This is a genomic window from Chitinophaga sp. HK235 (genome assembly GCF_018255755.1).
Classification (GTDB): domain Bacteria; phylum Bacteroidota; class Bacteroidia; order Chitinophagales; family Chitinophagaceae; genus Chitinophaga.
In genome coordinates this window covers 4,348,369-4,362,380 of record NZ_CP073766.1, presented here as the reverse complement: position 1 = coordinate 4,362,380, position 14,012 = coordinate 4,348,369, and the positions used below count along the sequence as shown (strand labels likewise).

Sequence of the window (14,012 nt, the reverse complement as noted above, 5' to 3'; positions counted from 1 at the left end):
TAGAACGCGGGACAGCTCTTTATTGTATCTGGCTCAGATAATCGAAGTACTGATTCAGTTTGGTGGCGTAGCGGTGAGGATCACTGCCCAATGATCTGAATTCCCGTTGGATGGTTTTTATCAGCAGTTCCTGCTGGTCTGGTTTCTTTTCGATGTTGGCCAGGCTCGCCTTCATGAAATACAGCAGTGGAGCGTCCGGGAAGGCTTTCAGGGCCTGGTCCAGTTCCGGATCGTCGTAGGTTGTTTTGGGGACTTTCCCGTTCAGGTAACTGACGGCAAAACCTTCATCATGATATTCTTTCCAGCCTGTCAGGGCTATTTCGGGCGCTACTTTCCCTTTTATAGCTGTTTGCAGTTTACTGTAGATATTCAGATATGCTACATCCTTGTGTTTTTTAGCAAGGCGCAGCAGTTCATCTCCTCTCAGTGCAAAAAATTCATCGGGGTCTGCAATGGTCAGATTGAAGGTGGCGTCCAGCAAGCTGCCGGCCAGTTTGCCGCTAGCAGGCAGCGGATGGTTGTTTAGGATCAGCTGGTTGATGGCCAGCATGTCCATGAGTTTTGAGTAAGTGATCTCCGGCAGTTGTTTCAGATCGGCATAAAACTGCAATACCTGCAGGTCTCTGGCTGCTAAGCCTTTCTCCTGTGCCAGCTGAAGATCAGCCATCAGAAAGGAATCCATAGCGATGGTATTCCACCAGTCTGTTTCCCAGTTGCTGTCTAGAAAAATGAGCGGATAGGCACTGGCTGATTTACCGGCAGACACTTCTTTTCTCCAGCTGTTGCGTTGACGGAGCTGGGAAGCCTGTCCATATACTGTCCAGATGGCCTGGTCAATGGTGTTATGGTTATGATGGTTGTTGTAATCAGCTTTTTTCCAGGCTGTAATGGCTTTCTCCGGTTGTCCGGTATTGATATAGCAGTCAGCCAGCCATACCTGCAGACGGTAGTCGTCTGGTGCATAGGCGGCAAATTTTTCCAGTAGGGGAGTAGCCTGACTGTAACTGCCTCTGCGTTGCAGTTCCATGGCGTATTCCAGCAGGTAGTTGTACTGACTGCTATCTGCCTGCCAGGCTGCTTCGTGTAGCCGGTAGGAGTGATCCACGTCTATATTGAATAAGAAGTTACCTACCACAAATTTTTTAGCAGGGTCGTCGGCAAGGGGCAGCAGTTGTTGTATGCAGGAGTCCAGATCATGTGTAATGACATCGGTCTTGAAACGCTGCAGGGCTGGCTGTAGTATATGGCTGGCGCGATCTATCTTTTCACCATAAGAAGGGATGGATTGAGCATATCCTGCAACAGCAGCCATCAGGGTTACCATTAACAACACGAGATTTTTCATATTCGGAAGATACCTTTAATACTCAAAAATAAAACAATCACCTGTTGAAAGAGTTGTGAGATATTTTCCTTTATCTTCGCGCCGCAAAAAGTTTTGTAACCTTAATTCCATTTTCCTAATCAAACGAATGTCTATGTTTGTTCGTACTCGCTGTAGCCTTGTTGTTGCTATATCCCTTGCTTTAGCTTCTACTGCCAATGCCCAGTTTAAGCTCAATTCCAAAACGATTGGTGCCGGTGTAAAAGCTGCCAAAGCAGTTACGCTGAGTGATGATGAAGTCATCAAATACACCAAAGAATACATCCAGTGGATGGATGAGCATAATCCGGTAGCTCCTGCCAGCGATCCGCTGGCTCAGCGGCTGGCTAAGCTTACTGCCAAAGCTGCCAACTACGAAGGCATGAACCTCAACTTCAAAGTATACCTGGTAAGGGATATTAACGCCTTTGCCTGCGCAGATGGCAGTGTACGGGTATGTGCCGGCCTGATGCAGGTAATGACCGATGATGAAGTGATGGGTGTGATTGGTCATGAGATCGGTCACGTTAAAAACAAAGATTCCAAAGATGCTTTCAAAACAGCATTGATGACTTCCGCACTGAAAGATGGTGTTTCTTCCCAGGGCGGTACTGCAGGCGCGCTGAGCGATTCTCAGCTGGGTGACCTGGGTGAAGCAGTGGCTAATTCTGCCTATTCCCGTGGTCAGGAAAGTCAGGCCGACAACTACGGTTACGATTTCCTGAAAGCCAACAAACTCAACCCATGGGGTATGTCCACCGCTTTTGAAAAACTGTGGAAAGCTTCTCAGGAAGCCAATGGCGACAAGAAGAAAAAAGGCTCACAGCTGTTTTCTTCTCACCCTGACACAGAAAAAAGAATGGTGACCATGGCTGAAAAAGCTAAGAAAGACGGTTATTCCAAACCCTGATAACCTTTTGTTGCATTCGGGGCTGACCAAAAGTATTTTTTACTTTTTGGTCAGCCCCGTTTTATATGCTGTAATGACTCCGTACTGCAAACTCATTGATCAGCTGGAGATGATGGTTGTTGTTGTAATCAGCATCGATATGCGGAGCGTATTTAAATGGATAGGTCCTTAAGGTGATGGAGCCTGCCGCTTCAGATGTTTCGGGGGCAAATACATGGCCTGCATCGGCAAACAATAAGGTGTCATCAATGCCCTGACCACAATGCTCGCAATGGTTGCACCAGTAGTATCCATCGGCACTTCTGGCTGGCCCCTGTTTGTAATGCGGATAATTATCCCGGAAGAAATTAAACAGGTGAGGGGATATCACCGATACCTGTTGAAACAGGGTAAAGAAATTCAGTTCAAACCATACGGCTTCATCTTTCTCATTGATATCTTTCTCATAAAAAAAATCACTGCCGAGAGCGATGACCGGGGTGATCTGCTGACAATGCTGGCAGGAATGCCGGCCATGTGCAATAATCACTTCGTCAGATAGGATAATGGCAGTATCCTTGTCAGTGATCCACTTATCTACCTCCATGATATGATCGTAGTTGATATCCGGCAGGTACCAGGTTTGCAGGTTGGCGTCCCACAAAGCCCCTTTTGATTTTGCTTCGGTTTCCTCTTCAGCAGGAACATTCAGTAGTAATGACATAATCTTGGAATGAGGTCTACCTGAATTTAACGAAAAAAGAGGACTATTGTCTGTTATTTTTTTTTACGGGAGATGATCAGCCATCCTATCAACATGCCCGCTACGGGCACCAGCCAATACCAGTTGGGGCGCTGTTTTGCTGTGATACCTTCCTGAAGGGCCAGGGTATTGCCTTCGAAGTGGAGTGCTGCCCAGTAATAGGGTAGTTTGTGCAGGTCTGTTTCGTCGAGATTCTCCAGCCAGTTGATTTTGGACTGTTGCAGGGCGATGGCGGCGTCGGGCTGTGTGGTGAGGGCGGCGTAGAAGTTCTGCATCAGGCGGGGAGTGGTGGCATCCTGTACATTCCATGAGGCGGCCACTACGGCAGGTGTGCCGGCAGCGATAAAGGCATGTGCCATACTGCGGATACCTTCACCTGTCACCAGGCTGCCATCGCCGGTGCCACAGGCACTCAGTACAACCATGGCCGGGCGGCGCTCCAGACCGTTAAGCTCAAAGAGGTAAAAGGGCGCATCATACAGGGCGATATGCGGAGCAGGGATATTATGTTGCCGGGTAAAGGCATGGGTACTGATATGTACGACGGCCGAGAGCGACAGCGCACGCCGGAAATCGGCCACGGTAGCCTGTTCGTTGAGATACCAGGTGCCGTTGTTGATCGCCGGTGCAATCCGTTCTTTCTCTTCTCCCACGCCTTTAAGGTCGGGCAGCCCGTTGGGCTGCTGTACGATGAAGAAACCACTGAATCCGCTGTTGTTGGCCTGGGTGTGGTGTTGTGCCTGCCAGGTACGCAACGAGTAGGCGTAGGCGATAGTGGCTTCCTTTACCAGGAAAGGCCACTTGCTGACAGCGGCGGGATATTCTGCTTTGGTCACCAGTGCCTCTATGGGAAGCAGACCCAGTATCCCGTCGGGCATGAGGATACAGGTAGTGTTACGGGGTAGCGGATGTTGACTGAACAGCTGATGATAGATACGGTAGGCACTGTTGTACCAGTCACGGGGGGCGTTGATCATGGCCTGTGGGCCGTTGTCAAAAAAGTGTTGCCGGAAATACAGGAGGCTGTCATACCACTGTGCAGATACCGATTGCCGGTCTGTAAAGCGGATGCCATGGGCATCCAGCTCTATGGTATAGAGGGCATTGGTACCGGCAAAGTAGCTGCGCACCACCTGTTGAGAAGGCAATAGTTTTAACATGGCCGGCAGTGGCAAGGTATCACTGACAGGTGCAGGCATTTTCTTTTTCAGGGTGGCCAGCTCCCAGCTTATCCGTTGTTGTTGTGTCTGTAACAGGCTGTCGGCACCGCCATCCTGCAATGCCTCTTTACGGTAAAACACCAGCGCCTGTTCCAGGCGGCGTATACGTTTGCCGGTACTATCATTCCGCAGGATACTCTGTCCCTGCATCTCTTCCCACAGCAGCTGCGATTTGCTGCCTTCCATAAACTCCAGGATATACTGCTGATACGGTTGCGCTTTGGTTTGCTGCCAGTAATGCCAGGCAGCATCGATAGCTGCCTCGTAACGGGAACGGCTGTCTGAAATCGCCATCTCTTTGGAGGCTGCTGATACATATTCGTTCCGTAGCCTGTTTTCTACCGCAAAACACAGGTGGAAGGCCTGCATGGCAGCCTGTGGCTGTTGCTGCTGTACATAGGCGGTGGCGCGGGCAAACAGCATGTCCAGCAGGGTGTATTCACCATACATGTCTGCTGACTGTAACCGGGAGGGTGTTTTTCCGGGCAAAAGGATAGTGGCGCAGCTGTCCAGCCAGGCCAGGGCGGTAACGGGTTGCCGCTGCTGAATATAAAGTTGTCCCAGCCGCAGGTATAGTTTGGCCTGCTCTCTTTTCCGGACAAGATGTTGCTGCCGGGCATACAGGAGTGCTTTACGGTAATAGGTTTCTGCGGTGACGGGAGTAGAGAGGTAAATATCTCCTGCCTGCTGGTAAGCCATAAACAGCCAGTGTACAGCTTCTTTATTGGTAGCGGGTTGTTGTTGCAGGATACGGATGCTTTCCTGTATGCTGCGTCTGGCGGCATTATCCTGATGCAGGCGGGAGAGGGCATCGGCTTCTTCTGAGAGCAGCAGCCCATAGAGGGCGCTGTTAGGGCTGGCGGTTTTAAATCCTTCCTGACAATAGCGGAGCGACTGTTGCAGATTGCCCATACTGGCGCTGGTGTTGGCGAGATTGCTGTAAGTGCCTGCCAGCGCGGTTTTGTCCTGAAGGCTGGTGGCCAGAGCCAGCGCTTTCTGGTGAATAAAAAGGGCCTGTTCATAATCGCCGAGGCGGGTGTAGTTGTTGCCCAGCGGTTTGAGGATATATTCGAGCACCAGACTTTCATCGGCAATGGCAGGATGTTTCCCGGCCCATTCAAATGCCTGTTGATAAGCGTCGGTAGATGATACAATATCTCCACTCAATAGCAGCATATAACCCTGGTTGATGAGCAGGTCCAGCCATGCCTGTTGCTCTTCGTCGGTTTGTGGTGCGCGCCATGCGTTGGCCGGTACCTGTTGCAACAGGGCTGCTTTACGGGAAGGAGATGCCTGCCATTGCAGTTGTGCGTAGATCCAGGGTGCCAGCTGGTTGTTGCTGCGGTACTGGCGTAGTAAAAGGGACAGGCTGTCGGGAGGAGCCGCCTGAAAAGCGGAACATAGGAGAGGGATTGCTATCAGCAGCAACCATCTTCTCAACAGGGGGATATATATGCCAACTTCAGCCATCAGGGGCTGAAGTTATGATTTATTACAGTTTATAGGTTGCATATACGAATAAACGATTGGGCGTATCTCCGCTGAGTTGCCGCAGATAACGCAAACCCAGTGCTGGACCGGTTTTTACCCTGCCCAGTTGTATATCGGCAAAAGGAGCGGCGTTAAAGCTGCCCAGCCACTGTACAGGTTCCCGTTCCTGCGTATTGACAGTTCTGATGATAACCTGTGTTTGTTGCGGATCGGTCAGGTAGACATTGGACTGGGTGGTGGTTTGAGAGGAGATATAAACCTGTGCCATGGCTCCTGCACCGATGGCCAGCCAGCGGTTGATATTATACCGGAAATGCAACGGAACCAGCTGCAGGGAATTGCGGCTGATGGTCGCCTGCCTGCCACGGCCGGCAATCAGATAAGGCTGCCTGCCTATCACGGTATCCCTTTTATCGCGGGTCAGCACTTCGTCGATGGTTTCTTTTTCGAGGAGTACTGCATAGGCTTCTCCCTGAAAATAGGGCCGGTCGGGTGCAAAGGGTGCCAGGGCTACGCCCAGTTGTATAGGACCTTGTAAGGTACGGTCCCTGTTGCCTGGTGAAAAATTGTAACCGGCAATGATAGCCGGGGAGATGCCTTTGATAAAACGGGCGGTGGCCCTGTTGGTGTAAATGGGTTCGTTCTTATCGAAGATGATGGCGGCGCTGCTGCTGAAAGGAATTTTGCGGGGCTTCTTTTTAAACATCAGCGCATATCGTACATACCCTTTGGTGGAGTCTTCGTCTGTAACGCCTTCCTGCTGCAGACCCGGGAGGTAGATGTTACGGAACACAAAGTAAAGGCTGTCACGGGTACGGATAGTGTCGATACAGCTCTGTTGCGCATAGGCGGAATCACAGTGTATACAGGCCGGGCTTACTTCCAGTAGTTTCACTGTTTCTGTATTCAACTGGCGGGGAACGGCGATACCGATGGCCACTTTTTTAGCAGGACCTTTACCGGTATTCTGGAACTGGATTTTATAGGTCAGCTCTTTTTTCTTACCCATAAAACGGTAATTGATACGGTGTCGTTTCAATTGAAAGCGGTTAGGGTCGTGGGAGGCTACTACGGCCATTTCCAGCTGATACGTCTCCGGCAGCAAGGCAGGATTGTCTGGTATCAGCATGGCAGTCATGGTTACGGTGGCGTTGGTGTCCTGTATCATCTCCGGCAGGGTGTACATCTCTGCGAAAAGAAAATGTTCCTGGCTGGTGTTGGCATTACTGTAGTGTAAAACGGTATGTCCGCTGTAGGTGCTCAGCATGGACTGTACCATGCTGCGGGCGGCTTCGCTGCCGGTAGTGATATTAGCTGCGGGGCCTTTGGCGATGGCTGTTTCGGGGTGGTTGTCTGCGAGGTACAGCCGGGCCATCAGCGACTGCATGGAGCTGCTGTCTTCTCCATGGTAACTTCTTTTTTCGGCGAGCTGAAAACCATCGCGTCCGAATTGTTTTTCATTGTAAAAGAGCACCAGCGAGCCGCTGCCCACATCGCCAGACAGGTTGCGGTAACCGATCAGGGTCATGAAATGCTCGCCGGGCCTGGGATTGCGGTTGGTCTTCATTTCTATGTTACCTCCACCACGGAAAAAGTGGGAGGCCCAGTTACTGTTTTTTACCGGCTTTTTGATTTTGATAGGTCTGGGCCGGGTAGGAGGAGCTTTACCATCGTCGTAGTTGTTGGTAGCGTATAGCCTTACCTGATAGGTGCCGGTATCAGCATATTGTAATACTGGATTTTTGCTGAAGCTGAAGGTACCGTCGCCCATCTCCCAGAAGTAGGTGTAGAAGGCGCCGGGCGCGCCGGCTATCTGTCGCAGGGGACGCAGCGCGGGTGCAAGCACCAGGCTGTCATCGCTGCCTTGTACGCTGATCTCCGCCGGTATGGTATCTTGCGGGAAAGGCGGTGGCAACGGCTGTTGCCGCGACTGTGCCGGGCAGATAAGATGCCATAGGAAAAAAAATGTGACAGCGACGAAGGTCTTTTGCATAAAGTAAGGGGATTATCAACTGTGCTATAAATATCAGCAAAAAAGGCAATAAGTCAACCGGTAGATTGACTTATTGCGCCTGGAGTACATGTAAACGGATAAGAGGCCTGCTACTTTGTATTCATGCTGTTGATCAATGCCAGTAAGGCGTTGGCGTCTACCGGTTGCAGGTTGAAGCTCACAGTGGTGTAGTTGTTGCCGCTATCCGGTGCAGCAATGGTGACATCTTTCTGTTCCGCATAGAATTGTCCGTTGACAGCGCTGATAGCGAGAAAAGTGCCTTCCTGCCCGATGGGGATGGAGTTTTGATAGCTATGGAAGCCTTCTTTGCCAGCAGGAGGGGTGAGAATAACGTTATAGAACTTGATCAATGTGTTCTGATTGCGGGGCTTGAAAAACAACATGCTGGGCTGTTCTCCGCTGTACATGCTGCCGGTTTCGGAGTTGAAGTGATTGGTGAAATAGGCCATCACAGTTGTTTTGGGGTTAGGGTTGGAATAAAGTGCATCACAGTTGATCCATCTGATCAGACTGTCGAGCCGGAAATCCATAGTGCCGTTGGTGGAGTTGAACAATGCATAGCTGCTGGCGTTCTGGTTCCACAGGATGCCTTTGTTGACAGATACCTGGGAGGTGACAGTGATCGGTTGGTTAATATAGCTGTATCCATTGAGTGAATAGGTGACAGTCGTGTCGCCGGTCCACATAGGCACTTCACGCTGGCCGTTGGCCGGCTTGGCGGGCACCTGTGCTCTGATGCCATCATTGTTGCCGCGTTGTATCACCAGGTTCTGATTGTTTTGTTTTGCCTGAACAAAAAACTCTCCGTATGATATCAGGATACGGCCATCACTGGTGGTGGTGGGCTTATCGGCCAGTATCATACTGCTTGCGTCCCTGATTTCCCGGATGGTGATAGAAACAGCGCCGGTAACAGGTGCCCCGCCGGCTGTAGTGAATATATTAGCTGGTATAGTGAATTTTGTTCCTTTGGCGGTGGTTAATACTCCACCGGCGGCAGCGTCCACGGAGAATGTTTCGAACTGGGGGGCGCGGCTCTGCAGCAGGTCGGAGAGCATTTTCCCGTCAACTCCTTTCTGGAGATCGGGTAACTCGGTGTTGTTTCTTTTGCAGGAAGATACAACAAGGGTGGCAGCCAGTAAACCAAGGACAGGGCGTAGAAAGAGCGTTTTCATATTATCTGTTTTTGATGATGAATTTTTGCTTGTTTACAGGTAGATCAACCGTTTTTTACTTTTGTTACCCCTGTTTGAAAAAAATATTTTTGGAATGATGTACTTTAGGTGCAGTATACTTGTCAACCAAATGCAAATCCATCTCTGATGACTACTCACCCCGATCAGCGGTATCTTGATGGTCTGCTCAGCAACGACACCAGGCTGGTACAGGAAATCTATGAGCGTTTTGCCGGAAAAATCAGGCGATTTATTACACAGCACCAGGGGTCGGATGAAGATGCGGCCGATATTTTTCAGGAGGCTATTATGGATCTGTACCATCAGGCCCGGCATAAGGAGCTGCGGCTAACCTGCCCTTTTGAACCATTTTTCCTGTTGATCTGTAAACGGAAGTGGCTTAATGAGCTGAAAAAAAGAGGCCGTCAGCCGGTAACAAAAAAGCTCGACGATTTATATGATGTAGGAGAAGATGTTTTTGCCGCGGCGGAAAAGGTGGTGCAGGAGGAAGCGCAGGCCGGAATGTTCCTGGAACAGTTTGCCAGGTTAGGGGAAAAATGCCGGGAAATACTCGGGCGTTACCTGGCCGGAGAAGCACAGGAACAGATAGCACAGGCCATGGGCGTAACTTATGGTTATTTGCGAAAAAAGAAATCCGAATGTATGGCAACGTTGTTATCATATGTACAGAAACAACAAACCAGGCTGTAATGCTGAATCCGCAAGGACCTTCACGCACAGTCCGCATCGGTCTTCTTACAGGTTCGTATCGGTCTTCTCTCATCAGAAGAATCAGTAAAATCACACTAATCACAGGTTTATGGGGGCTTATAGTAACGAAGATGTTATCCGTTTTGTAGAAGATGATATGCTGCCGGAAGAGCGGCGGCGTTTTGTGGCTGCTATGGCAGAAGATTCTGAGTTATCTGCGGCGGTGTCTACTTATCAGCTGCTGAAGGAAACATTATCACAGCGGCTGCCGGAAGATGTCCATGCTGCTGAGCTGCGCAGGGAGCTGAAACGGCGCCGGCAGGAGTTTTTCGGTCCTTCCGGAAAGGTCATTGCTATCAGACGACTGGTGGCGGCAGCGGCGGGAGCGGCTGCCATTGTGATGGTGATACTGTTATTGCGGCATACGGGAAAAACAGATTATATGGGCACCTATGGCCATATCGATATGCAGGTGTCTGTGGAACGGGGTAGCAATCAGGATTCCCTGTTGCAGTCGGCCGCGCTTTTTTTTAATGAGCAGGCTTACGATAAAGCCGTTCCTATCCTCGACCAGTACCTGCGGGCAGACAGTAGCAGTGCTACCGCTTTGTTTTACCGCGGTATTGCCCGGCTGCGTTCCGGCGCCATTCCTGACGGGCTGAACGATCTGGATCAGGTATTCCGGGGTGCATCACTCTTTAAATATGATGCTGCTTTTTATACCGCATTGTATTATGCGCAGCAGCAGGACAAAAAAGATGCCCTGGCATGGCTGCGCAAAATACCTGCAGACGCGGCTATAGCGGGTAAAGCGGCCGCGCTCGAAAAAGAGCTGAAATAACTAGTATTTATCGTCATTGATTTCAATCCAGTAACCATCGGGATCCCGGAAATAAATCTGTTGTACGCCATCTACCCTTTTATTGATGGTATTGGGTCTGCCGGGCCAGTCTTCATACGTAATATGATTTTTCTCCAGTACGGCAATAAACGCTTTCATGGAAGGCAGGCTGAAGCAGAGGTGGGTGTCTTTGGGATGCTCTGTTGCTTTGGCAGCTCCTGAAATGATATGCAGCTGGCTGTGTTCACCTACTCTAAACCAGCTGTGGCGCCCGTCTTTAAAAGGTTCATCCATCACTTCCAGCCCTATTACATCACGGTAAAAGGTGGTACTGCTTTCCAGGTTGACTACATAGATAGCGATGTGGTTGAGTGACGGATATTTTTTTGTCTGTGCTTGAATGCTCGTGGAAATTCCCATGATGGCAAAGAAAAGAAGAAGAATCGTGTTTTTCATTCAAACAAGATAGAAAAAAATACCGGCGGATAAAAGCACAAAGACCCGGGCAAAGTTTGGATACTGCCCGGGTCTTTGTGTGTATGAAGAAGTAGATGTTAGTTGCTTTTGAAGGCTACCGACTGGATAATGACATCCAGTTTTTTTAATACGGGGAGGTCAGAGCGCAGGGTTTTGTCGCCGGTCACCTGGTCGTATTGTTTGGGATCGCCGGTATTGTTGGCTTTGAGCAGGATGGTCACGCCTTTGCCTTGCAGGGCACCACCTTGCCAGTCGCTTACCAGGCCTCCATTGGTCCATTCAAAACCATTGATTTTAAAGGGACGGCCGTTTACTTTGGACAGTTTGTCCAGCGGGTCGCCGGCTTTGATGCCATAGGGCGATTTCCATTTGGAGGGGAAGTGGGAGAAAGTGAGGATGTTACCGTTTTCCCCGTCGAACTGTATTTCCAGTTCATCGTCGCTGTCGGGATAGATCACATAGGCTTCTCCTTCTTTGTTGCCGGCGAGGTCGGAGGCATCCCGTTTGGTAATATTATCCTTGCCGTACATTTCAACCAGCTGTTCCGGGTTGCGGATCTGGAATAGTGGCCTTACTTCCCAGTTGCGTGTATCCGTTACAGTAGGTGTTACAGCTGCTGTGGGAGTGGCGGTGTTGGTCTCTGTGGCGGTTGTGGTGCTACCGGCAGCGGCTGTCTCTGAGGCTACTGCTGAAGTGCTGCTGGCCACAGGAGCTGCGGAAACAGCTACCGGCGGCGTTTTACCAGTCACAGGGCCGGTATAGGTCTTCAGAAAATCGCTTTTATCCTCTAACAGCGCTTTGGTATCGTTTTTATACTTGTTGGCCGTATAGGTGGCCAGTGGAAAAACGTTGTTGCCCTGCACATTCATACTGCGCAGATTGCTGATAAACCGTTGCCGGTTACAGTCGCTGTACTGGTACAGATATTTCAGGGCTGCGTCCAGGGCGGTAGGGTCGTTTTTCAGGTTAAACATGGTGGAGTCGATATCCAGCCCTCCGGCACCGCTACGGGTTAGCTGCTCGGCAATATACCCGGAGATGGAATCATTTTTTAGCTGGTAATGATGTGCCACCCTCGTGGAGAAATCATCTGCAAGGGCCTCTGAAAGCTTCGTCTGCGCGCTTAAAGCTAACGGTAGGATCAGGGCAATCAATACAAAAAACCTTTTCATGTGCGCGGTATTGAATGATAGTAATAGTGAAAAAAGGTGACTACTTTGAGAATCACTAAATTATGTAATATTTGCCATTACCATTGAAAATACTGTGGTAACAGCCGGAATATCTAAAACGTACAGATACTAAAATATAGTATTTTTAAATCCATCCGGGCACAGTGGCCCGCTTTTTATTAACTGTTGTCAGAATCATCCTTATAATGCGAAATGTCCTGTTCCTGTTTTTTATTTCCCTGCTGCTGTCCTGTACCAGTAAAAAAACAAAGTATACTGTAGCTGATGTGCCGGACCCCAAAAAAAATGGTGGTGGATATATCAGTAACCCCGATCATCTCCTTTCCAGCCAGATGACAGACAACCTCAATAGCCAGCTGGCCTCGCTGGATGCGGGCGGAAAAGCACAGGTTGCCATGGTGCTGCTGCGTTCTATTGGTGATAACGAACCACGTGACTTTGCGCATAAACTGTTCAACTACTGGAAAATAGGGAATGCCGGCACCAACAATGGCCTGCTGGTATTGCTGGTAGAAGATGCCCACAGACTTGTATTTGAAACAGGCTTTGGCCTGGAAGCGGATATGCCCGATGTGCTCTGCTTCCGTATTCAGCAGGACTATATGATCCCTTATATCAAGAAAGGTGATTATGATCAGGCTTTTCAGGAAGGACTTAAATCCATCTCCTCCCTGTTGTATAAAGGCAACTACGCTTATAGTGAAACATACGAGCTGCCGGCATCACCGGAAGATAGTTCGTTGATGGCTGTTTCAGACAGCAAACCGGTGACCACATCGAACGAAGCGGATACATCGGAACCGGTGGAAATGGTACAGTCACTGGCAGCCATACCGCCGGCGGCCGAGGTCCCATCAGGAGGTTTTCAACTGCCCGAACCTACCGGCTGGATGGTTTTTGGAGTCTTCTTTTGGTTGCTGGTATCGGCAGCAATGATGTCCGTATTTTTTGGGAAAAAGCCAGGGCAGAAGAAAGGCGAGCCCATGCCCATAGCAATGAATGAGCTGCCGAACGCCTTTCTCCGGCCCCGCTGGCTGGGATTATTACTGATCCATATTACAGCGTTTTTTGTGCTGGGATATCTGTATTATAAAAGACACTGGTCCCTGAACCTCGGGCAGATCATGCTGATATATTATGTGGTTTGGACGGTGTTTTTACACCTGTCGGTGTTGCTGATGGAGCTGAGGGCTTCCGTGGTTTTGCGTGGAAAAGACCGGCATGGCCGCTGGCAGGATTGGACCCGTGCGATGGATAAACTGCGGATAGCCCGTTATATTTTCCCATTGCCTTTTCTCTGGTTGTATCTGTACTGGCGCAAACGCCGGTTAGACCAGATGCGCAATGATCCGTATGAATGTCCGCACTGCCGTACCACCTTGCACAAGCTCAGTGAAACAGATGAAGACCCTTATCTGGATAAGGCACAGGTGATAGAAGAAAACCTTTCTTCTGTGGATTACGACGTATGGAAATGTGATACCTGCGATTACCGACTGGTGCTCGACTATACCAGTGTGAGAACAAAAATGGCCGAGTGTCCGGCCTGCACTCATAAAACCCTGGAGTGTACCCATGTGATCACTAAAAAACGGGCTACCACCAGGTCGGCAGGATGGGGTGTCAAAACCTATGCCTGTGCTGCTTGCACCTATATACATGATTATACTTTTGAGATACCGCGTATCCGTGAGTCCTCCTCGTCTTCCTCCTCCTCGTCTTCCTCATCATCATCTTCTTCTTCCAGCTGGGGCGGAGGTTCTTCCGGTGGCGGTGGTGCCAGCAGCAGCTGGTAAAAGCCGACATAACAAACAAAAGGCTATCTCTTTTAAGAGACAGCCTTTTGTTTGTTATGTGCTTCGTAAATAATGTTCC

Annotated in this window: 11 protein-coding genes; 4 read left to right on the top strand and 7 right to left on the bottom strand. The window is 49.9% G+C overall.

The genetic code is table 11. The features are described 5' to 3' along the window. Positions 1 to 19 precede the first annotated feature (19 nt). Positions 20 to 1,345 carry a M48 family metallopeptidase gene (locus KD145_RS15905; protein WP_211999846.1) on the bottom strand — a complete coding sequence of 442 codons (1,326 nt, stop codon included), beginning with the start codon at positions 1,343 to 1,345 and terminating at the stop codon, positions 20 to 22. A gap of 133 nt (positions 1,346 to 1,478) precedes the next feature. Between KD145_RS15905 and KD145_RS15900 the strand changes: the two genes are divergently transcribed. Next, entirely contained in the window at positions 1,479 to 2,273 is a 795-nt protein-coding gene (locus KD145_RS15900) for a M48 family metallopeptidase (protein WP_211999845.1), read from the top strand. A 61-nt stretch (positions 2,274 to 2,334) separates the two neighbouring features. On the opposite strand, the gene KD145_RS15895 is transcribed toward KD145_RS15900, so the two are convergent. The 4 genes from KD145_RS15895 to KD145_RS15880 form a co-directional block, all read right to left on the bottom strand. Continuing rightward, a complete protein-coding gene (locus KD145_RS15895; RefSeq protein WP_211999844.1) occupies positions 2,335 to 2,976 on the bottom strand; it encodes a DUF5710 domain-containing protein in 642 nt (213 codons plus the stop codon). A gap of 53 nt (positions 2,977 to 3,029) precedes the next feature. After that, positions 3,030 to 5,705, bottom strand: a complete 2,676-nt coding sequence (locus KD145_RS15890) for a CHAT domain-containing protein (RefSeq protein ID WP_211999843.1) — start codon at positions 5,703 to 5,705, stop codon at positions 3,030 to 3,032. Between the two features lie 22 nt (positions 5,706 to 5,727). After that, entirely contained in the window at positions 5,728 to 7,719 is a 1,992-nt protein-coding gene (locus KD145_RS15885; RefSeq protein ID WP_211999842.1) for a PKD domain-containing protein, read from the bottom strand. A gap of 110 nt (positions 7,720 to 7,829) precedes the next feature. Beyond that, positions 7,830 to 8,915 carry a hypothetical protein gene (locus tag KD145_RS15880; protein ID WP_211999840.1) on the bottom strand — a complete coding sequence of 362 codons (1,086 nt, stop codon included), beginning with the start codon at positions 8,913 to 8,915 and terminating at the stop codon, positions 7,830 to 7,832. Between the two features lie 147 nt (positions 8,916 to 9,062). Between KD145_RS15880 and KD145_RS15875 the strand changes: the two genes are divergently transcribed. Further along, entirely contained in the window at positions 9,063 to 9,626 is a 564-nt protein-coding gene (locus KD145_RS15875) for an RNA polymerase sigma factor (protein WP_211999839.1), read from the top strand. 109 nt (positions 9,627 to 9,735) lie between these two features. Further along, positions 9,736 to 10,467: a hypothetical protein gene (locus tag KD145_RS15870; RefSeq protein WP_211999838.1), complete on the top strand. Its 732-nt coding sequence runs from the start codon at positions 9,736 to 9,738 to the stop codon at positions 10,465 to 10,467. Here the strand turns inward: KD145_RS15870 and KD145_RS15865 are convergent, their stop codons facing one another. Together KD145_RS15865 and KD145_RS15860 are read right to left on the bottom strand one after the other, a co-directional pair. Continuing rightward, entirely contained in the window at positions 10,468 to 10,923 is a 456-nt protein-coding gene (locus tag KD145_RS15865; protein ID WP_211999837.1) for a VOC family protein, read from the bottom strand. Positions 10,924 to 11,021: 98 nt separating this feature from the next. After that, complete coding sequence (locus tag KD145_RS15860) at positions 11,022 to 12,116, bottom strand: hypothetical protein (RefSeq protein ID WP_211999836.1); 1,095 nt, start codon at positions 12,114 to 12,116, stop codon at positions 11,022 to 11,024. A gap of 206 nt (positions 12,117 to 12,322) precedes the next feature. On the opposite strand from KD145_RS15860, the gene KD145_RS15855 reads away from it, so the two are divergent. Next, entirely contained in the window at positions 12,323 to 13,933 is a 1,611-nt protein-coding gene (locus KD145_RS15855) for a YgcG family protein (RefSeq protein ID WP_211999835.1), read from the top strand. Positions 13,934 to 14,012 lie beyond the last annotated feature (79 nt).

Excerpts from the sequence above, each read along its gene's own strand:
- KD145_RS15885 (WP_211999842.1), bottom strand. The coding sequence starts at position 7,719 with ATGCAAAAGACCTTCGTCGCTGTCACATTTTTTTTCCTATGGCATCTT.
- KD145_RS15900 (WP_211999845.1), top strand. The coding sequence starts at position 1,479 with ATGTTTGTTCGTACTCGCTGTAGCCTTGTTGTTGCTATATCCCTTGCT.
- KD145_RS15865 (WP_211999837.1), bottom strand. The coding sequence starts at position 10,923 with ATGAAAAACACGATTCTTCTTCTTTTCTTTGCCATCATGGGAATTTCC.
- KD145_RS15880 (WP_211999840.1), bottom strand. The coding sequence starts at position 8,915 with ATGAAAACGCTCTTTCTACGCCCTGTCCTTGGTTTACTGGCTGCCACC.
- KD145_RS15860 (WP_211999836.1), bottom strand. The coding sequence starts at position 12,116 with ATGAAAAGGTTTTTTGTATTGATTGCCCTGATCCTACCGTTAGCTTTA.
- KD145_RS15905 (WP_211999846.1), bottom strand. The coding sequence starts at position 1,345 with ATGAAAAATCTCGTGTTGTTAATGGTAACCCTGATGGCTGCTGTTGCA.
- KD145_RS15870 (WP_211999838.1), top strand. The coding sequence starts at position 9,736 with ATGGGGGCTTATAGTAACGAAGATGTTATCCGTTTTGTAGAAGATGAT.
- KD145_RS15875 (WP_211999839.1), top strand. The coding sequence starts at position 9,063 with ATGACTACTCACCCCGATCAGCGGTATCTTGATGGTCTGCTCAGCAAC.
- KD145_RS15895 (WP_211999844.1), bottom strand. The coding sequence starts at position 2,976 with ATGTCATTACTACTGAATGTTCCTGCTGAAGAGGAAACCGAAGCAAAA.
- KD145_RS15890 (WP_211999843.1), bottom strand. The coding sequence starts at position 5,705 with ATGGCTGAAGTTGGCATATATATCCCCCTGTTGAGAAGATGGTTGCTG.
- KD145_RS15855 (WP_211999835.1), top strand. The coding sequence starts at position 12,323 with ATGCGAAATGTCCTGTTCCTGTTTTTTATTTCCCTGCTGCTGTCCTGT.